This window comes from Microcoleus sp. bin48.metabat.b7b8b9.023 (genome assembly GCF_013299185.1).
In the GTDB taxonomy this organism is placed as follows: Bacteria; Cyanobacteriota; Cyanobacteriia; order Cyanobacteriales; family Microcoleaceae; genus Microcoleus.
This window is the reverse complement of sequence record NZ_JAAFKG010000026.1, coordinates 31,109-50,321: the sequence shown is the minus strand read 5'-3', so window position 1 is coordinate 50,321 and position 19,213 is coordinate 31,109. Positions and strand designations below refer to the sequence as shown.

The 19,213-nt window shown below is 41.9% G+C and carries 14 protein-coding genes; 7 read left to right on the top strand and 7 right to left on the bottom strand.

Annotated elements, in window-relative coordinates; genetic code table 11:
* Positions 1-11: 11 nt before the first annotated feature.
* From QZW82_RS16260 to QZW82_RS16250, 3 genes are all read right to left on the bottom strand, one after another.
* Entirely contained in the window at positions 12-170 is a 159-nt protein-coding gene (locus QZW82_RS16260; protein WP_293149888.1) for a hypothetical protein, read from the bottom strand.
* On the bottom strand, positions 167-403 hold the full coding sequence (locus QZW82_RS16255) for a hypothetical protein (protein ID WP_293149886.1): 237 nt from the start codon (positions 401-403) through the stop codon (positions 167-169). Before QZW82_RS16255 ends, QZW82_RS16260 begins: the two co-directional genes overlap by 4 nt.
* An 84-nt stretch (positions 404-487) precedes the next feature.
* Positions 488-2,119 carry a serine/threonine-protein kinase gene (locus QZW82_RS16250; protein ID WP_293149884.1) on the bottom strand — a complete coding sequence of 544 codons (1,632 nt, stop codon included), beginning with the start codon at positions 2,117-2,119 and terminating at the stop codon, positions 488-490.
* Between the two features lie 630 nt (positions 2,120-2,749).
* Here QZW82_RS16250 and pheT point away from each other — a divergent pair.
* A complete protein-coding gene (gene pheT / locus QZW82_RS16245) occupies positions 2,750-5,221 on the top strand; it encodes a phenylalanine--tRNA ligase subunit beta (protein WP_293149882.1) in 2,472 nt (823 codons plus the stop codon).
* 145 nt (positions 5,222-5,366) lie between these two features.
* Here the strand turns inward: pheT and QZW82_RS16240 are convergent, their stop codons facing one another.
* A complete protein-coding gene (locus tag QZW82_RS16240) occupies positions 5,367-5,759 on the bottom strand; it encodes a Uma2 family endonuclease (RefSeq protein ID WP_293149880.1) in 393 nt (130 codons plus the stop codon).
* A complete protein-coding gene (locus QZW82_RS16235) occupies positions 5,741-5,941 on the bottom strand; it encodes a hypothetical protein (RefSeq protein WP_293149878.1) in 201 nt (66 codons plus the stop codon). The genes QZW82_RS16240 and QZW82_RS16235 overlap by 19 nt, the downstream gene beginning before the upstream one ends.
* Positions 5,942-6,139: 198 nt before the next feature.
* Between QZW82_RS16235 and QZW82_RS16230 the strand changes: the two genes are divergently transcribed.
* From QZW82_RS16230 to QZW82_RS16210, 5 genes are all read left to right on the top strand, one after another.
* Positions 6,140-6,409 (top strand): YciI family protein, encoded by a 270-nt coding sequence (locus tag QZW82_RS16230; RefSeq protein ID WP_293149876.1) that lies wholly within the window; start codon positions 6,140-6,142, stop codon positions 6,407-6,409.
* A 126-nt stretch (positions 6,410-6,535) separates the two neighbouring features.
* Positions 6,536-9,556 (top strand): hypothetical protein, encoded by a 3,021-nt coding sequence (locus tag QZW82_RS16225; protein ID WP_293149874.1) that lies wholly within the window; start codon positions 6,536-6,538, stop codon positions 9,554-9,556.
* The gene (locus QZW82_RS16220; protein WP_293149872.1) at positions 9,553-13,176 is read left to right on the top strand and encodes an ATP-binding protein; all 3,624 of its coding nucleotides are present in this window, start codon (positions 9,553-9,555) and stop codon (positions 13,174-13,176) included. Before QZW82_RS16225 ends, QZW82_RS16220 begins: the two co-directional genes overlap by 4 nt.
* 17 nt (positions 13,177-13,193) lie before the next feature.
* Entirely contained in the window at positions 13,194-16,208 is a 3,015-nt protein-coding gene (locus tag QZW82_RS16215) for a hypothetical protein (RefSeq protein ID WP_293149870.1), read from the top strand.
* Positions 16,209-16,241: 33 nt separating this feature from the next.
* The gene (locus QZW82_RS16210; protein ID WP_293149868.1) at positions 16,242-16,700 is read left to right on the top strand and encodes a peroxiredoxin; all 459 of its coding nucleotides are present in this window, start codon (positions 16,242-16,244) and stop codon (positions 16,698-16,700) included.
* 149 nt (positions 16,701-16,849) lie between these two features.
* Here QZW82_RS16210 and raiA read toward each other — a convergent pair whose 3' ends face one another.
* Positions 16,850-17,503, bottom strand: coding sequence for a ribosome-associated translation inhibitor RaiA (raiA, locus tag QZW82_RS16205; RefSeq protein ID WP_293149866.1), 654 nt, complete (start codon positions 17,501-17,503; stop codon positions 16,850-16,852).
* A gap of 151 nt (positions 17,504-17,654) precedes the next feature.
* Between raiA and lipB the strand changes: the two genes are divergently transcribed.
* Positions 17,655-18,437 (top strand): lipoyl(octanoyl) transferase LipB, encoded by a 783-nt coding sequence (gene lipB / locus QZW82_RS16200; protein WP_293149864.1) that lies wholly within the window; start codon positions 17,655-17,657, stop codon positions 18,435-18,437.
* A gap of 154 nt (positions 18,438-18,591) precedes the next feature.
* On the opposite strand, the gene QZW82_RS16195 is transcribed toward lipB, so the two are convergent.
* Positions 18,592-19,143, bottom strand: coding sequence for a single-stranded DNA-binding protein (locus QZW82_RS16195; protein WP_293149862.1), 552 nt, complete (start codon positions 19,141-19,143; stop codon positions 18,592-18,594).
* Positions 19,144-19,213 lie beyond the last annotated feature (70 nt).

Genomic DNA, 19,213 nt, shown 5'->3' with positions numbered 1-19,213 from the left:
TATTTTTTAATTTAGGCGAATTTGGGCGATCGAGCTTCCTCCAGAGGAATCACCTGACTGGGGGAAGGGTTCAACAGTTGACAGTTGACAGTTGACAGTTGACAGTTGGGGGAGAGGTTCAACAGTTGACAGTTGACAGTTGACAGTTGACAGTTGGGGGAGAGGTTCAACAGTTGACAGTTGACAGTTGACAGTTGACAGTTGGGGGAGATTGGGAGATGTTGACAGTTGACAGTTGACAGTTGACAGTTGACAGTTGGGGGGGAGGGGGAGATGTTGACAGTTGACAGTTGACAGTTGACAGTTGACAGTTGGGGGGGAGGGGGAGATGTTGACAGTTGACAGTTGACAGTTGGGGGGGAGGGGGAGATTGGGGGAGGGGGAGATTGGGAGAATTGCCCAATGACTAATGACTGCTGTTCGCGAGCTCTTAAGCTCGCACTCTTGACTAATAACTAATGACTAATGACTAATGACTAATGACTTCTTAAAATCCAAAACCCCGCTTACCATCGGGCTTAGTAGTCAACCAATTTGTCTTTGCACTTGCGAGTTGTTCCTCAGTAACTGTAGCGTCAGTTAGATTCGCGCCGCACAAATTCGCACCCCGCAAATTCGCCTTACTCAAATAAGCGCCCGTCAAATCAGCACCTCGAAAATCCGCACCTTCAAAATTAGCAGTGCTGCAATAAGCTTCAGTCAAATTTGCCGATCGCAAATTTGCCTTCACCAACCTCGCGTGGCCCAAATTCGCCCCCGACAAATCCGCTGCTTGCAAATTTGCCTTCACCAACCTAGCCTGATAAAAATTTCCCCCCGCCAACTGCGCTTTTGGCAATTGCAAACCCGACAGTTCGCAGTCAGCAAAATCGCGTTTACCTTTAAAATATGCCGCTCGCAAGCTGTTACTTTCCCACTTTACAACCGCTTTCGTTACCTTTTGTCCTGCTAAATTGCCATTGGACAAGGCCGCAGTTCCGAAAGTTCTGCCAGACTCAGCCAAAGTCCGGGAAACTCTCGGCTGCATCCCTGTATTTCCCGATTGACTGAAGGAAGTTCTAGTGCGGATGCTTTGCTTCGATCGCAAATCTCGATCGTTTTTCATCTGGGGCGAAGGCAACGAAGTAGCATCACTATTAAATATCGTTGGTTCTTCAACCGTGCGGCCACCTGCGTTGAATTGAGTTGTCAAGCCGTTGCAAAGATCTGCGTCTTCAAATTCGCCATTCAGAGCTTTGACGACATCTCCTGTCGATTGAAAGCGATGGCCGACCATGGGCTTGAGCATTTTCTCAAGAATCCGCGCAAAATTTGGGCTCACCTGAACGTGGGGCTGCCAAACAATTTCGCCAGTTACCGCATCAAAATCTAAATCTTTGGGAGACTTTGCTGTCAGCAAATACAAACAAGTCATGCCCAAGGCGTAGATGTCGCTGGCAAATATCGGCCGCAGCGCCATTTGTTCGGGGGGAGCAAAACTAAACGTACCAACTGAAAATTTCGTGTTGGCGCTTTGGTCGGCGGGGTCTAATAATATTGTTTGGCTAACTTGGTCTTTAACCGCTCCGAAATCAATCAGAACCAAGTGATTGTCTTGAGCGCGGCGAATAATATTTGCGGGTTTAATGTCTCTGTGAATTACTCCTTGGCTGTGGACGTATTGCACTACCGAGAGAATTTCTAATAGAAAATTTTTAACATCTGATTCATTGAAACGCCCTGATTGTTTGACTTCTTGTTTCAAAGTCGAGCCTTTAACATACTCTTGAACTAAGTAAAATTGCTGTTCGGTTTCAAAATAATCTAACAGCCTCGGCACTTGCGGGTGGTCGCCGAGTTGACCGAGAGTTTTCGCTTCTCGCTTGAATAATTCCCGCGCCATTTCTAAAACTCGCGGCGACGAACTACTGGGTCGGAGTTGCTTGACCACGCAACTCGGTTGACCAGGCAAAGAGATGTCTTTTGCCAGAAATGTAGCTCCAAAACCTCCTTGTCCTAAAGGTTCAATGACTTGGTAGCGAGCGCGCAGCAATAACCGCGCACCACAGGTCTGACACTGGAGAATAGAGTCAGGAGGGTTTTGAGGATGTGGACAGCCCGGATTTACGCAGTAGCTCATGTTGATTGAGTTTGCCTATATTTTTCTGATTTTGCTCTGGCGATCGCTCGACTGCACAAATTCCCTTAAACCGCATCTGCTAGAAATACAGCTCTATCAGTTGCCGGCGGGTCGTGCATCCGGTTGCGAATTGGAATTGCACCTAAGTCTTTTAGGCCGATATCTTTTCCCTATTTTAATTATCTCGTTGCTGTGAGTTTTTGCGGTAGATTATCCTTGAAGATAGTTTAAAGACTTGCTAAAGTTGTCCTTTTTTGTGTAAAGTCTTTCTAAACTTAAGTGCTTTTTGCGCTGTTAGATGTTTCTAGCATACCTCATTCTCTGATTGAGAATGTTACTCATCCGACCGCAGTCACGGACATGAGTGCGCGATCGCTCGTTTTTGCTGATATCTACCACAATCGTCTTGACAAATTTTAATTTGTATGGTATGAACAGTTTTCTCGAATAAATTCTCGGACTGCACAGTCGAAGCCCGCCGGCGTAGACTAATCAAAGGCAGAGAGCGAGAGAGGGAGAGGTTTTGATGAGTTTTCCTACGGCATTGAAATATACAATTTAAATGCAGTACAGCTTATCGAGCACTGACAACTAACTACCGAGCACGGACAACTAACTACTGACAAAATTATGCGTATTTCTCTAAACTGGCTGCGGGAATTGGTCGATGTGACGAGTTCCCCGGAAGAATTAGCCGAAACCCTGACAATGGCAGGATTTGAAGTCGAAGAAATCGAAGACAGGCGTGCATGGGCTGACGGCGTAGTATTGGGCAAAATAGTCGCCTGCGAACAACATCCCAACGCTGACAAATTGAGAGTTTGTCAAGTTGATGTCGGCAAACCAGAAGCCTTAAATATTGTGTGCGGCGCACCCAATGCGAGGGCAGATATTTATGTACCTGTAGCCGTTGTCGGTACTTTTTTATCGACGATAGATCTGAAAATTAAACCTGCTAAATTGCGCGGCGTTCCTTCGGAAGGAATGATTTGCTCTCTCGCCGAATTGGGATTGTCGAAGGAATCAGCAGGAATTCATATTTTTGAACTTGAAAATCCCGAATTGGGTCGCGATATTCGCCCGCTTTTAGGTTTAGATGATGTGATTCTAGACTTGACAGCAACTGCGAACCGTGCAGATGCTTTAAGCATGGTGGGTGTAGCCCGGGAAGTGGCGGCATTAACTGGCGCAAGTTTGAGAATTCCGACAACTAATGATGTGGCGATTCATGGCGAAGAAAGTCCCAATTTAGCAGTAGAAATATCGGAACCGCAAGGATGCCCGATTTACATTGGCACGGAAATCTCAGGAGTGAAAATTGCACCGTCTCCGGCTTGGTTGCAGCAGCGATTGCAGGCGGCGGGAGTGCGACCGATTAGTAATGTGGTTGATGTAACCAATTACATTTTACTGGAGTGGGGACAACCGCTGCACGCTTTCGATCGCGATCGCCTGCAATCTTTCACCGGCACTTCTGACATCAGCATCGGCGTGCGCTTTGCCAAACCAGGCGAATCCTTCAAAACCTTGGACGGACAAAACCGCAATTTGCAAGCACAAAATCTATTGATTACTGCTAGCGACAAACCCGTAGCCTTAGCTGGGGTAATGGGTGGCGAATCAACGGAAGTTCACGAAGGCACGGAAAATCTAGTCTTAGAAGCAGCGATTTTTGACCAAGCAACAATTCGCCGTTCTGCCCGCGCTCAAGGCCTGCGGAGCGAGGCATCGATCCGCTACGAACGGGGTGTGAATCAGGCAGCTTTAACGACGGCGTGCGATCGCGCTATTGCCCTAATTTTGGAGTTGGCTGGCGGGAATGCGACGGTGCAGAAAACGGCGAGTTCGGGGGGAGATTTGAGTTTTTCGCGATCGCTCGAATTGCGTCTCGATCGCATAAACTTGGTGTTAGGACAGTTAAAAAGAGGAGCAACCGGCGGTTCTCCCTATCTGGAACCGGAGGAAGTAAAAAATATCCTCACAGCCCTGGGCTGCGAAGTGGCTGCGACAGCAAAAGAACGAGTATTTGCGATAACTGTTCCGCCTTACCGCTACCGGGATTTAGAAAGGGAAATCGATTTAATCGAAGAAGTCGCGAGACTCCACGGTTACGACAATTTCTGCGATACTTTGCCTAGCGAAACAGAACCAGGCTATCTATCTCCAGAATACGCGCAATTGCGGAATGTGCGATCGGCTTTTCGGGCAGCAGGCTTGACAGAGTTAATGCACTATTCCTTAGTAAAAACCGAGGGAGATAATCAAGTTGTGCTAGCAAATCCGCTGTTTGTCGAGTATTCGGCATTGCGGACAGAAATGCTGTCAGGTTTGATCGATGCTTTCCAGTACAATTTGGAGCAAGGAAACGGCGCGCTCAACGGTTTTGAAGTCGGACGCATTTTTTGGAAAGAAGGGGATGCCAAGAAAGAATCAGATGCCGTAGCCGGGATTATTGGCGGCGACCCGACAGTGTGGAAATGGCAGCAAGGTGGGCGCGATCGACCTTTGACTTGGTTTGAAGCGAAAGGTGTCCTAGAAAGTGTATTTCAGCAGTTGGGTTTGGCTGTAGAATATGCAAGCGATTCATCTAATCCGCGCCTGCATCCGGGCCGCACCGCCGCGCTATCGATCCCCCCCTACCCCCCCTTAGAAAAGGGGGAAAAAAAGCGGTTGGGAGTTTTCGGACAGTTACACCCGCAATTGCAGCAAGAAAAGGATTTGCCGGAACAGGTTTACGTGTTTCAATTAGATTTAGCAGTGTTGTTGGATGAATTAGGTCGATCGAACAACTCGACTCGCAAATTCGCAGGTTATTCGAGTTTCCCGGCTTCTGACAGAGACATCGCATTTTTCGCACCCGTGGAAGTTCCGGTGGTTGAGATGCAGGGCGCGATGAAGCAGGCGGCGGGTAGTTTGCTCGATTCGGTGGAACTCTTCGACGAGTATCGCGGCGAAAACGTACCGGCGGGACAACGTAGTTTAGCATTTCGGTTGATTTATCGATCGGGCGATCGAACTTTGAGCGAAACCGATGTCGAACCAGCACAACAAAAAGTGCGCGATGTTTTAGTCGAGAAATTCGGCGTTAGTTTGAGAAGCTAATTGTAGGGTGCGTAGCCATGAGATTTTCGATATTTAGTGAGGGATTTTTGATGGCGACGCACCCTACGGCTATACCTGGGAACTTTCTTCAACCCACGAAGGTGGGTTTTGTTTGTGTAGACGCGGTTTCCAACCGCCGGGAAACTCAATTCGTCACTAAAGGCCGCAACATATCCCGAACCATAAATGAAACATCAGGAAATTGCAAAGGAGAAATACTCGCATCATCCCCAAGAACTGCTATACTTTGGTAACCATCTTGACTCGGTTCTCGAAATACATGAAGTTGGCGATTATGAACATCCAAAACCCAATAATCAGCAATTCCTGACAGAGCGTAAATTGTCGCTTTTATCCCCAAATCAGTTCTTAGCGTAGTATCCGCAACCTCAATAATCAGATAAACTTCAGACGGAGTTGGATGACACTCTTCATAATAAAGTGGATCTGGTACAACCAGAGCAAGATCTGGTTCCGGTTCCGAGTTATCATTTAACCGAACAGGATTATTGAGGCAGATTAATACCAAAGAACCCAAAATTTTTTTTTTATTAGTTCTACTGTTCGTTTCAATACTGCACAATGTGGTGGACTTTTGACAGCCTTATTAACTATCTGTCCTCCTAACAATTCTACTCGTTCATCTTCATCAAGAATCCGAATTTCCGCCATTAGGTGATATTCTTGAACCGTCAACAGGCGAATGTCTAATAAAGTCATAGCTTGCTCCTCTATGAATTTAGTAATATCCTAGTATTATAACCTACAGACAAGCCAACAAACCCCTCTCTTTCCCCTCTTCCTCTGCGCCCTCTGCGGTCTCTGCGGTTAAAAAATCTTATCCTAAAAAAAATCATCAAATCCTGCTACACTTATTGTACAATAAATTTTAAACAAATTCATCCAAGGCTCAAAACCGTGACCAAATATGTAATGTGGGGAAGCTACTGCGAAAACGTCCTCGAAAAACGTGCTCCATTTCGAGATGCTCATTTAGCCGGATTAGCTAAGCAGAAGGAATCGGGAGTGTTAAGTGCGATCGGGCCAACGACAGATTTAACCAAAGTTTTTGCAATTTACGAAGCAGAAAGTGAGGCGACTGTGAGACAATTGGTGGAAACCGATCCCTATTGGGTAAATGGGGTTTGGACTGAATACGATATTAAAGAGTGGATTCAAGCTTTTTGAACCGATATAAAACTTAAGAATTATTTCGGAAGTAAATATAGAAATCAAATCGCTTGACTAATAAATCAATATCGGCTACCATGGTCAAATTGCATAAGTTGTCAAGCGGTGCGAGGAGGTTGCAGAATGAATACCCTAAGAACGGCAGATGGGGATTTAGTTGCGGTTGACTGTAGTGACTTATTGGACAAGATTCTCGAAGTTTTAGAGAAGCCACAGACTCAGAATCCTTTTAAGATACACGGTAATTGCGATCGGCTAATCATCGATATTGACAGCATAGCCGAAGCAGTCACAGGTTTGGGAGTAGAAAATCCTTTAGGTGCTTCTTCCGAACCAGGTGTTCGTGCTACAGTCAACTTTACTCCCGGCTTCAAAGAACGTTTTCCCAGTCAAATTACTAAAGTCAAAAATAGTTTAAAAGCTCGACTGGAATCCGTAATTAAGCAACAAAATCCACAGATTGCGATCGAACAATTTGTTGATAACTTAATTACAGATTTACAAGATTTTAAAAGTACCTATGCCAAGCTAGACTTTAGCTATCCCTTTGGTAACTATTCAGGGTTACAAAAGCAGCGCTTGAGTATCACAAAAAATATTAGCAGCAAAGAACTGCTAAAATTTCACAAACTAATTATCACCGTTGGAAATACCAAGACATTCAACACCGAGCTAAAACAAGGCTTAGGAAATTATATCAAATCTCAGTTTGCTGGCGCTAGTGAGAGCGATCGCGACGAATTAGATTTCATTCTTCAAGATTTAGAAGAAGATCCTAAATCAGATTTCTACAGACTCAAAGAATTTGTAGATACCGAAACTATCGGCAAACTCAAAAAACAAGCACAGATATGTTATCTAGAATTTCTGGAAGACAACATTAGCACCAGCAATAACCCATCAAATGCCGAGGGTCTAATTTATTTAAAAGTCTTAATCCGGCGCCTCAAACAGATTGATGAATATATAGTCAAAAATACCGACGGCGATTACTTAGTCAACTATGCCGACACTGACTTGAACTATGCAGATGCTTTTGCTCGTGCTGAAGCCTTTGATATGTTGCCAATTATTCCCAAAATAGAAGGATATTTAGGAGAAACAAAAGACGAAAACAAAGGAGATATCCAGTTTGTTTTTGGACTCAAGCTTAAGTTTAATAACCCAGTGCAAGCCTATGGTGGCAAAACAGTCTTTGAGTATTACCTCAATCTGCTCGATCCAGAAAATGAAGAACATCAAGCCGAACTTAATAACCCTGCTAGAAAAGAAATTTTTGCTAGAAAGTTATTGAAGTTAGTCTTTTTGTACTACTTCGTTTTTGCCGCAAAAGATCCCTTGTCAGATGGTTACACAGTTAACTCAGACTTAGAATACGATCCAATTCCAGTTTTTGAGGAAAAAGTATTAAAAATATTCAAAGGTTCTGATCAAGCAGCAAAGCAAAAACTTTTGCGAGGAATCAAAAAAGGTTTTGAACAATATAATATTGCCTCTAAAATAGACAGTCTCAAGAATCTTCTGCAAAAAATTCTGAAACACAAGCATTCACTGAAAGAATTTCCGCTTCACATTTCGGTCAGAAAAAGCATTTTAGATAATAGTATCAATAATATTTCTACAACCTCTACATTTTTTAAGACTGAGCTACGAACCAAGCCCAAAGAAGTATTAAAATATATAGCTATTAGTCCAGCAAAGGCTACTGAAAATTCCCTATGTACTCTCACAGCTAAAATCGCAATTAGTGATGTTCATTATTTTGCCACTGACGACCTGCAAAGCTTCAGTATGGAGTATGATGTCACAGGTGTAAAAGCTCTGCCAGTGTTGCTGAGACCAAATGAGCAACAGTGTACAACTATATATAATCGGTTTTATCAACAGCGTAAGCTAGTCGAATTCACCTACAGTCTTGCTAGCAACAAATGGGATAATAAAAAAAGTTTTGTGTATCGGTTTACATTCGATTTACTTGCCTATACTTGCCTCAAACTGTTATTGGAAAAACAGAGTAGATTATTCATTCCCATCCTGCGGCTGCAACTGAGCAATCAACAGTCAGATTCACCCGTAGAAGAGTTCATGCGTTCTTTATCTAAAAGGTTATCGCATTTACTAAATGAAGAACATCGCTCTAATTCTCAGGGTATAGATATCAGAAACACAGAATACAAAGCTCCCAATGTAATGAGTTCTCTGTATTCTGTGCTACCCAAAAAGTTTACTTTTTCCAACCAGTCAGATTCTCCAAAAGAACTGGACAAACTCGCTATAGTTATAGTTTCCAGTCGCGAGAGTGATGCTAGGTGGAATAGCAACCAAAAGCTATCGAATTTGCAAGGAGAAATTGTCGGTGCAATTCGTCAAAAAGATGGCTCTGTCAGGCTACAATTGCTCAAAACATTCTCGGAAACCTACGAACACGAACAGATGTTTAAAGAACCGACTGTGGTGCGAGATGAAATAGGGAACGTTTACAAATTGGGATTCAGGCACTTTCTCTACATTGCCAAAGCTCCCTATTCTAGTACCTTGCACATGACACAAAAAGAAGATGCTTTATTTTTCATGTCGAAAGATGTGATTAAATATTTTAAAGAAAACTACAATGACATCAAAATTTACCCGATGTTTTTTGACAAATACTATGCCGTTAAACTGTCAGAAAGATTGGGAGTAAATTCTTTATACATTCAGGATACATTGGAGTTAACCGCTTTAGTCAAAGACCCCAGCAAACGCTCTGTGGTATTTTTTAATTTGTTTAATGGTTTGGTAGTCGGCTCAGAAGCAGAACGTAATTATAGGGGTGTAATTTCCTATGCCACCTTGTTAAATATTTATCAAGATATACTGGATGATGAACATATCCATCAAGGATTGATTTCTAATACTCAATTAAAAAATGACATTTTGCAGTATTTGACCTTGTTCCACTTTTCTCGCTACGAAAAAGCAACTGGTAAAAATACTCAAATTAGTTTTAAATTAGACCCCTACGAAAACCTTATAGGAGATCAATCTGTCGGAAAACTATCTCTGTATAAGCATATGGGAGGAGTTGCAGAGTTTAATGCCTTGGCGTTTTTGACTAAAGTTAAAGAAGTTTTAAATGCACCAACAGGAGGCGCGCAGTCATGAAATCTAAAATAGCAGAAGATTTGGGGCGTTTGTTTGAAGTTGGGTTTAATATTGGCATTCTTGCTTGTATCAAAGAGAAGCAAATTAAGCATAAGTTTGGAAACTTGTACCTCCAGGAATTGCAGCAGCTAGAGTTTCCGAAGATGCTGAGAAAAATCACTGATAAAATAACCAGTCCTCTGGAAAGAAAGATGGCTGAAAAGTGGAGTATATTTTTCCTACAAAAAGGCTTTTTATCAGGCTTAAACTTTTTTCGAGAATACCTTGAATCTACAGGTTGGAATGAGACAAGTAAACTACGACGTTTGGAAATCTTGTATTACCAATCCTGTTTTTGCGATGAGAGTAGTATTGGTACTTACGTTAAAGGTGAAGCACAGTGGTGTAGACAAGTCTTATCTCAATTTGACCAGATTAAAAATATTTCTCAGTATATTGGAAGTTACACACAGAAAGGCGAGTTTCTGAAAGCAGATACTCTAATATTACTGCGATATGGTGGTAAGCAATTTAGGATTCTGTCTGTAGATTTGTCGGTGTTTTCGATTAGGACATCTGAGGATGTGACAAATCTGAATTATTTAGAGATTATTCGGCGTTTGTTGAGACGAGATATTAACTATTTGCGCTCAAAAAGTGTGTTTTCTAAACTTCGCATAGATACGGAAAGTTGTGATGTTGAATTTTCGGAAGGTTTGAAGAGCTATTTTACTGCTTTTAAGTATGATGATAAGGAGAGTGCTAAATTAATTCAAGCTGGCGGTTATGCTTATAGTTTTTATGAATTTCTCCGAGAAACGGAGATACTTGCTGAGGATTCGCGATTAATATTTAATGCGGTGGGATATAGCGATCGCGGAATTAGCACTATGTCTATCCGTCCCGAAAATTTAGATGTTTTGAAAACTTGCTACTCGATTTATAAGTATGATTCGAGTCCTAAAGAAATCGCGGATGCTCGCAAGTTAGTTTTAAATAAAATCAAGCGGAGTGCTTACCACAGCTTTGATCGTGGCAAAAAATTTGTTGACGATATATTAGCAATGTCGCCAGATAAAATCAATGTTGTACCTCACAAAGAGCGACTTGAGGGGTTTGTCAACTCGGTGGGAATTGTGCCGGATGAATTGATGCAGCAGTTGGGATTGAGCGGAAGTTTTAGTTTGCGGGATGCTCATGCTCAACTGATTGAAAAAGCTCTAGAATCTGCTGCTAATTATATCTTTTTGACGGGAAATCCTGGTATTGGGAAAACGACTGCGATCGCCAAATTTCTGACAGATCATGTAAACGATGGATTTCTATTCTTTTATGTCAGTCCCAGAAAACAGGTAAATCTAGATATTATCGACAAGTTCAAAAAACCTGGTACTGACAATTTATGCAAGAATAAAATATTCGCAATTAATACCTATAGTGACTTAATTAAAGATAGCGGCCATAAATGTACTGTCCAGTATCTCTCGAATCAGAAGCAGGGAAAGTTTTCATTAAAGACTGTTAACTTTCAAGATAGCAGAGAAACTAAGGGTCAAAATAGGCGATCGGACCGACTCAAGAGGCAAACAGAAAATGTAATTCAAGATGGTGGACGGAATACTAAGGGCGTACTAAACAGCATTTGCGAAGCCATTTATACCCTGATTGATACTAAAGATTATAATAACATTGTTGCGACTGTTTCCATCCAATCTTTGAAGAAAACTGATGCGGGCGATACATTAAAACATTTTGAGAAAATTTTCAGGAATGCTTACAACACAAAGAATGGTGAAGTTTTTCCCGATCGCATGAAAGACATCTCCAGTCGCATCAAGCATTTATTTATCATGATCGATGAGATTACGGGAGACGAGGGAGGCGTAGAATTCTTAAACGGCATCAATGACATCCTAAACACCTATGGATTGAAAAATAATGCTTACGGGTTTAATACAAAGGTAATTGTTGCAGATGCTTCTATCGTTGATAAAGCTGTAATTAGCCAACACTTAAGCGATACCTCTGCTGAACCGGATAAAATCTATTTTCGGAAAGCTAAAAATCCAGGTTTACCTCTGTCAGTCGAGGATTTTAAGTTTAAGGAAACTGACGCGACTGTTATCAATACTAACTCCTATCCTGCTAAAAGCTTAAGCATAACATATAAGGTTTTCATTGAATCTTGTAAATTCGATGAAAATGATTTCCTAGGGCGAGAGACTGATTTAACCAAGAGCGAAATTTTACAAGATATAGAAGCCCTGTTACAACGCTCTGATGTTGAACAAGTGATAGTTTATATTCAAGATAAACAAAAACTGGGTAATTTGATAGACAAGATTAGAGAACATCGGGGTAAGTTTGAAAAAGGGACAGATTATATAGAAATACACGCTAATATTGGTGAGGAGGAAAAAGAGTTAGTTCAAAAATGCAAAGAAGATGCGAAAGTAGTATTTATGACTGCTTCAGGTAGTCGGGGGCTATCTTTTCCCAAGGCTAAACATATTTTGGTTGAGATTCCGAGGTTTGAAATAGAGAAAAACCTGATGGAATTGATTCAGGTAATTTATCGGGGGCGCGGAAAGGATGAGATTGATAATCAAGATAAAGAACTGATTTTCTATTTAGGCGATCGGGTAGTGTATTTTGAAGATAATAAAGAGATATCGATACAGGAAAGTAAACTGAGTATTTTAAATATCCTGTTGGTTTTGAAAGCATCTATAATGACGCGAATTTATGGTTGTGGGCAAATTGGTTCAGATAAGTTTATCATCATACCCATCGGCGGTAAGTCTGTGTTTGCTGCTGGTGAAACATTCTCATCCCAAATGAAAAGCTTAATCGATAAGTTGAAGAGCGAACATAGGAAAAATAGGAGCGATCGGCGTTTACCACAGGTCTATAATAGTCTAGAAGATTTACTCGGTCAAGCTGATTTTGCATTGAGAGAGAATGTTGAGTCTAGTGGTAAATCCCATACTTCATACCTTTCGCAGCGTGATTTTTTCAACAATGGATTTTCCCAGTTAGTAAGTGAAGGTTTCGAGAATTTATTGAACCTTGATAACCTTGAACTCGGCTACATGAGTGGCGGTTTGTTGGTTGTACCGATCGCATCGCAAACTTTGGAAGAAACCTACATTATGCCTCTGGCAACAATAGCCAAAAATGCTAATAGTGAACTTTGGCATAATATGCAGATAATTAGTTATGCTAGTGCTTATTCAGAGAGTTTGCAATTTGCGATTAAAGATGCGATGGAGTTAGTAAAAGAATTGACAAACTCTGTTGAGAAAACACAACGATTTGAGCAAAGCAGCCAGCGCAAGGATCGGTATTATGCGTTGCCATTGTTTGCATTTATTGCTGGTGAAGTATTCAGGGAATACTTTGCTAGCAACCCCCAAGAACAGAAATATCAAGATTTTAGAAATATCTTGACTCAATATATTAAGGCGCTGTATCCTGTTGGTAATGTTTTGCCGATCGGAGATAAATATCAAGATTTCCCGTTTGTTGTGTTTAGAAGCTACAGTTTAGAACAGATTAGGGAAAAGATATTTACTGATAAGTATCTTTTGAGTTCCAATGAGTTGAATGTACTCAATTTGGTTTTGTCTAAGGAAATCTGACATCGGGGGTTGACAGGGTGAACGTTTTAAGATTAGATGATAGCGATTTAGTCACGGTAGATTATGGCGATTTGCTGGACAAAATTTTAGAAGTTTTGCAGGGAAATAACCCGTTTAGCATTTCGGGCGATCGCCAACGTTTGCTAATAGATATTGACACAGTTGCTAATCAAGTCGCTACTTGCAAAGAAGTACAAAATCCTTTGGGTAATTGCGAACATCAAGCAGATTCTGCTACGGTGAATTTCTTACCAGAAGTTGAGGTGCGCTTTCGGAGTCAAGTTAGGGAAATTGAGGCTTGTTTGCGCCAAAAATTACAATCTGTTTTGGGAGATAGTGTTACAATTGACCAATTTGTAGTTAGTTTAATTAGTCCGCTAGAGTCTTTTAAAGGTAAAGGGACTCAGTTAGGTTTAAGGTATGACTTTGATAATTTGTATAAAGATTTGCAGAAACAGAAATTGAGTTTGGAATGCTTAGATTCTACTTCTGATTCGCTGCTGAAGTTTCATAAAGTAACTATTTCTATCCGAAATGTAGATATTTTTCAAGAAGAGTTGAAAGCAGGTTTAAAGAGTTATATTGCTGAAAACACTCAGAATAAAGATAAGAATGAAGAACTTAATTTATTGCTTGATGAAATGGTGCAAAATGAAACTTCTGATTTTCACCGACTGGTGCGAGTTGTGGATCGGGAAACTCTGGGACAACTGAAAAAAGAAGCGAAAATTACTTACTTGGAGTATCTTTTAGAAAATATTGATTCAACTACAGAAAATAGGCGCGGTTTGATTTATCTCCAAGATTTAATTCGGCGTTTGAGGTTAATAGAAGGATATATCAGTGATACCAATAAAGCTGATGGCGATTACTTGGTTAGCTATCAGAAAACTCCGGTTAATTACAAAGATATGTTTTCGCGATCGGAAGCTTTCGATTATTTACCAATCGTTCCGATTATAGCAGGTAGTCTGGGAGAAACTACGGATGATGCTGGGGGCGATCGGCAATTTATTTTTGGCCTTAAACTCAAGTTTGGGAATCCTGTGCAATCGCGGGGAGGCGATCGCGTATTCGACTACTATCTTAATTTGTTAAATCCCAACAGCCAGGAACATCTCGCCGCCTTGGAGGAACCAGCCAATCATGAAACCTTCTTCCGCAAGGTACTAAAAATAGCATTTTTGTACTATTTTGTGTTTGCCTCTCGCAGCAATCCACTAGCGCCAAATTACGACACTGACTCTGAACTTAATTATAACCCGATCGCTGGCTTTGAGCAAAATGTAGTTTCCATATTGCAAGGTTCTGATGAGGATGCCAAAAAAGAGCTTTTTCGGAATTTTATCCAAGGATTTGAGAAGTTTAACATCGCTTATAAAATCAACTGTCTCAAGCAATTGCTGCAAAAATCAATCTTAGATAAAACTGTTGTATCACCTCGCACAGAATCGCGGCAGATTCTGATTAAAAAAGGTCTAGTTGAAAATATAGATCGTACCTTGACAACCGGAAAATTTTTCAAGGAGGTTGTGGGGCGCAATCCCAAGGAAACACTTCAGTATATTTCTGTGGAAAAACCGAATATTGATCGGAGAGCAATTTGTCAATTACCAGTCAATATTCAGATTGAAGATGTTCGCTATTTTCCAAATGATGAATCCCAAAGTTTCAGCATGGAATACAATATCAAAGGTATCCAGGCTTTACCAGTGTTTTGGGTTCCTAAAGCCGATCGCTCTAGAGATGTTTTTTATAAAAGCTTTCCGCATAAATCCGTCGTTTTTCCCTACAATAACCGACGTTTAGACAGCAATGGAGGCTTGCAAAGACAAGCAACGTTTGTTTACAAATTTGCTATTTCACTGCTGTCATATATTGCTCTCAAAATCTTGTTACAAAAATTACCCAATAATTTATTTGTGCCGATGGTAAGACTTCACGAAGGCTACCACGAAAATCCTTCCCCTTCGGAAAAGTTTATCGGACATTTTTCTAAAGTATTATGTCACATTTTGAGCGAAAAACATCGAGCCAATTCCCAAGGATTTCGCATTCTGGGTGATAAGTATCATTTGACAGCTAAAAATGGCTTAAGCTCCCTGTATTCAATCCTACCTAAAAAGTTTCGATTTAACAATGTACAGTTATCTCCAGAATTGGATAATTTAGCGATTATTACAGTATCCACTAGGGATTGCGATGGGAAAAATGGCGGTAGGCGCGATCGCAGAAAAGCCTGTTTATTTGGCGAAGTCACCGGAATTAGATGCTATGAAGATGAGACTATTCAGGTGGGAATGCTGAAAACTTTCTCGGAAAACTATAGCCTTCAGCGTCTTTATACTCAGCCGTTAATTCTGGCAGATATTGTCAGTCAGTTATATAATCGAGGCTATCGAAATTTTCTATATATGTCTCAAGCACCTTATACGAATACGCTGCATATTACTCAAAATGATGGAGATGATAAGTTATTTTTTATGTCGAAAGATATCATCCGAGTTTTGAAAGGAGAGCGGGAAGATGTTAGGATTTATCCAGTATTTTTTGATAAATATTATGTACATAGTCCGAAACAGCATCGAGGAGAATCTTTTTATATTCAAGATACAGCGGAGCTTTCCGAGTTGTTTGTGGATAGGAGGAAACAAGCTGCTGTGTTTTTTAATTTATTTAATGGGATTAAAGTTGAACAAGGGGATAAGAACTTTTATAATGGAGTGATTTCCTATTCGACGCTATTGAATATTTATGAAGGTATCCTAGACGATGAAGATATTCGTCAAGGTTTGATTTATGATGGTATAATTAAAGATACTTTGCTACACTATTTGACGATATTTCACTTTTCTAGGTACGAAGCTCGTCAAAAAATCAGTCTCAAGTTAGATCCGTTCGATCGCATTATTGGCGATAATTCAGTTGGTGCTTTATCTGAATTCACTCACGCTGGTGGTAGTGCTACTTTTAATTCGCTGGCTTTTTTGAATAAGGTAAGAGAAGTATTAAGCGTAACTGAGACTGTATAATAATCAATAAACAAAACACTCAGTTAAATAAATATGACTGTCAAAGTAGGAGACATCGCACCGGATTTTAGCTTATCATCTCAAACTGGCTCATCAGTCAGTCTCAAGGATTTTAAAGGCAAAAAAAATGTCATCGTCTACTTTTACCCCAAAGATGACACGCCCGGATGTACTGCGGAAGCTTGCGCTTTTCGTGATAGTTATGAAGTTTTCAAAGATGCAGGTGCAGAAGTAATTGGGATTAGCGATGATTCTCAGCAGTCTCATGAGAAATTCGCCACCAAATATCAATTACCTTTCACATTGTTGAGCGATACAGGCAATAAAGTTCGGCAATTATACGGCGTTCCAGCTACTATGTGGATTATGCCCGGTAGAGTCACTTATGTGATTGACAAACAAGGCATTGTCAAGCATATTTTTGACTCGATGTTGGATTTTAAGGCGCACGTTTCGGAATCTCTCAAAACTTTGGAAAGTATTAAAAGTTAGATATGATTGGATCGGAATGATTTAACCACAGAGAGCGCAGAGAACACAGAGGAAGAGTGAGACAGAGACAAAACAAAAACTGAAGTCCTCACTACGAACCTTTGGTTTGTAGTAAGGACTTTAGTCCTTGCTTTGCTGATAGCAATTATCTAACCTTTTGCAGCAACTGATTTTTCAGGTGCTGCGCTTTCGGCAGTTTTGCCATTTTTGCTATGCCCGTTACCGTTGGCATTTCGTGGTTGGATAACTCCATAGCCGCCGTGAGTCTTGCGTTGGTAGAGTACGTTAATTTCGCCTGTTTCCGCATTACGGAACATATAGAAATCGTGATCGATAATCTCTAATTGTTCCAAGGCTTCTTGCACAGTCATCGGAGGCATGGCAAAATACTTTGTCCTGACTACCTCGGCTGGAAGTTCGGGAGTTCGATCGCCAATCAAATCTGCTACTACAGGATGTTCTTCAACTGCCGTAACTGTTTTGACACTACTCTGGGTCTTGTTGTCGTGGCGTTTTTCCTTAAATTTCCGCAGTTGACGAGCTATCTTGTCTGCTACCAAATCGATGCTAGCATACAGGCTTTCCGTGCTTTCCTCAGCCCGAATCACGCTGCCGTTAGCATAAATAGTCACCTCAGCAGTCTGCTTAGGATTGATCCTGGGGTTACGAGCCACCGATAGATGGATATCCACTTCCGTCGTCAAAGTTTGAAAATGGCTGACTGCCTTTTCAACCTTTTGATTTACGTACTCGCGAATCGCATCGGTGATTTCTATATTTTTACCCTGGATAACAAGCTTCATAGAGCTCCCTCCCTTCTCTAACGTGGGTATAGTTTATACAATAGCACTATGTATTCTAGAAAACACTCATCTTACAAATCTTTTTTTATCTGTTGACAATTCTTGATTTTAACTGCGTAAATATTCCGTAAAAACACTCTTGATTTTTTTCATGCTTTCCCCTCTCAGCCATAAACCTCTGATCCCTGAACCGTGCTTGCTCTTCGATTGGGGACAAGTACCCTACTCCCAAGCTTGGGAAGTCCAGCAAAAACTGGTGCAAGAACGCCGGGACAATCCTGATTTGCCTGATGTGCTGATTTTGCTGGAACATCCGCCTGTTTACACTTTGGGGCTGGGATCGAAGTTGGAATTTCTGAAGTTCGATCCAAGCCAAACTCATGCGGAGTTGCACCGAGTTGAGCGGGGCGGCGAGGTGACTTACCATTGTCCGGGCCAGTTGGTGGGCTATCCGATTTTAAATTTGCGCCGCCACCAGCAGGATTTGCACTGGTATTTGCGACAGTTGGAGGAAGTGCTGTTGAGTGTGCTGGAAGTTTTCGGGCTGAAGGGTTCGCGGGTTCCGGGAATGACTGGGGTTTGGGTGGATGGGTGCAAGGTGGGTGCGATCGGGATTAAAGTCAGTCGCTGGATTACTATGCACGGTTTTGCTTTGAATGTTTGCCCGGATCTGTCAGGTTTTGGGCAAATTGTACCTTGCGGGATTCCCGATCGACCGGTTGGCAGTTTAGAGCAATTTATACCGGGAATTGAACTCGATCGAGTTAGGGCGATCGTTGTTGCTGAGTTTGCTCGCGTTTTTGGGGTGGAAATTGTGCGATCGGATCGGGAAATTGTGCGATCGGATCAAACGGCGGTTGAAACCGCGTCTACAAAAACGAGGACGGCGGTTGAAACCGCGTCTACAAAAACGAAGTCTGCCTCCGCAGACTGAAGAAAAGAACGTAAATTTAACCACCCGTTTTTCAACCCGCGGAGGCGGGTTTTGCCTGTGTAGACGCGGTTTCAACCGCCGTCGGCTCTATTCGCCGTCGGCTCTATTCGCCGTCGGCTCTTAAAACGGAATCGGCTCTATTCGCCGTCGGCTCTTAAAACGGAATCGGATCGTAATCTGGATTGTCAGCTTCGTTTGAGGAACCAGGCTTGCGATCGGACTCAGAAGACTGATGCGAGTTCCAATCAGAACTAGACGGGCGGTTAGCAGGGGCTGGAGCGTTGTTAGAACTGCGACCTCGGGAACTCATGGGAACCACATTGCTCGGCACATTAGCCGGGGCGGTATCGCGAATTTGAGCGGGTTCGGGGGCGGTTCTAGCTGCGGGTGCAGCGCTCATCGCATCGGCGCCGAGAGTGTAAATTCTTTGGGCTGTCAGTTCAGCGCGCTTTTCTTTCATACCATCTCTGTCGATCGTATTCATACCCAGCCGCCCTTCAATAATCACGCGATCGCCCTCGCGATATTTTTCGTGAATTTCTTGAGCTAAATTGCCCCATCCTATCACTTTCAAATGTTCTGGCGGATCTTCAGGTCTCGACCCTGGAAACTGCACCAGCATCTCAGCAATTGGAACTTGATTGTCTGGAGTATAACGGAGTTGCGGTGGTTGAATTATTTCCGCCATTAAAATGCAGCTATTCATAACTTAAATGGGAATTGGGCATTTGGAATTGGGCATTGGCCAAACAGGGCATCGGGCATCGGGCATCGGG

Excerpts from the sequence above, each read along its gene's own strand:
- QZW82_RS16235 (WP_293149878.1), bottom strand. The coding sequence starts at position 5,941 with ATGACTTTATTAGACATTCGCCTGTTGACGGTTCAAGAATATCACCTA.
- raiA (WP_293149866.1), bottom strand. The coding sequence starts at position 17,503 with ATGAAGCTTGTTATCCAGGGTAAAAATATAGAAATCACCGATGCGATT.
- QZW82_RS16210 (WP_293149868.1), top strand. The coding sequence starts at position 16,242 with ATGACTGTCAAAGTAGGAGACATCGCACCGGATTTTAGCTTATCATCT.
- QZW82_RS16250 (WP_293149884.1), bottom strand. The coding sequence starts at position 2,119 with ATGAGCTACTGCGTAAATCCGGGCTGTCCACATCCTCAAAACCCTCCT.
- lipB (WP_293149864.1), top strand. The coding sequence starts at position 17,655 with ATGCTTTCCCCTCTCAGCCATAAACCTCTGATCCCTGAACCGTGCTTG.
- QZW82_RS16225 (WP_293149874.1), top strand. The coding sequence starts at position 6,536 with ATGAATACCCTAAGAACGGCAGATGGGGATTTAGTTGCGGTTGACTGT.
- QZW82_RS16195 (WP_293149862.1), bottom strand. The coding sequence starts at position 19,143 with ATGAATAGCTGCATTTTAATGGCGGAAATAATTCAACCACCGCAACTC.
- QZW82_RS16220 (WP_293149872.1), top strand. The coding sequence starts at position 9,553 with ATGAAATCTAAAATAGCAGAAGATTTGGGGCGTTTGTTTGAAGTTGGG.
- pheT (WP_293149882.1), top strand. The coding sequence starts at position 2,750 with ATGCGTATTTCTCTAAACTGGCTGCGGGAATTGGTCGATGTGACGAGT.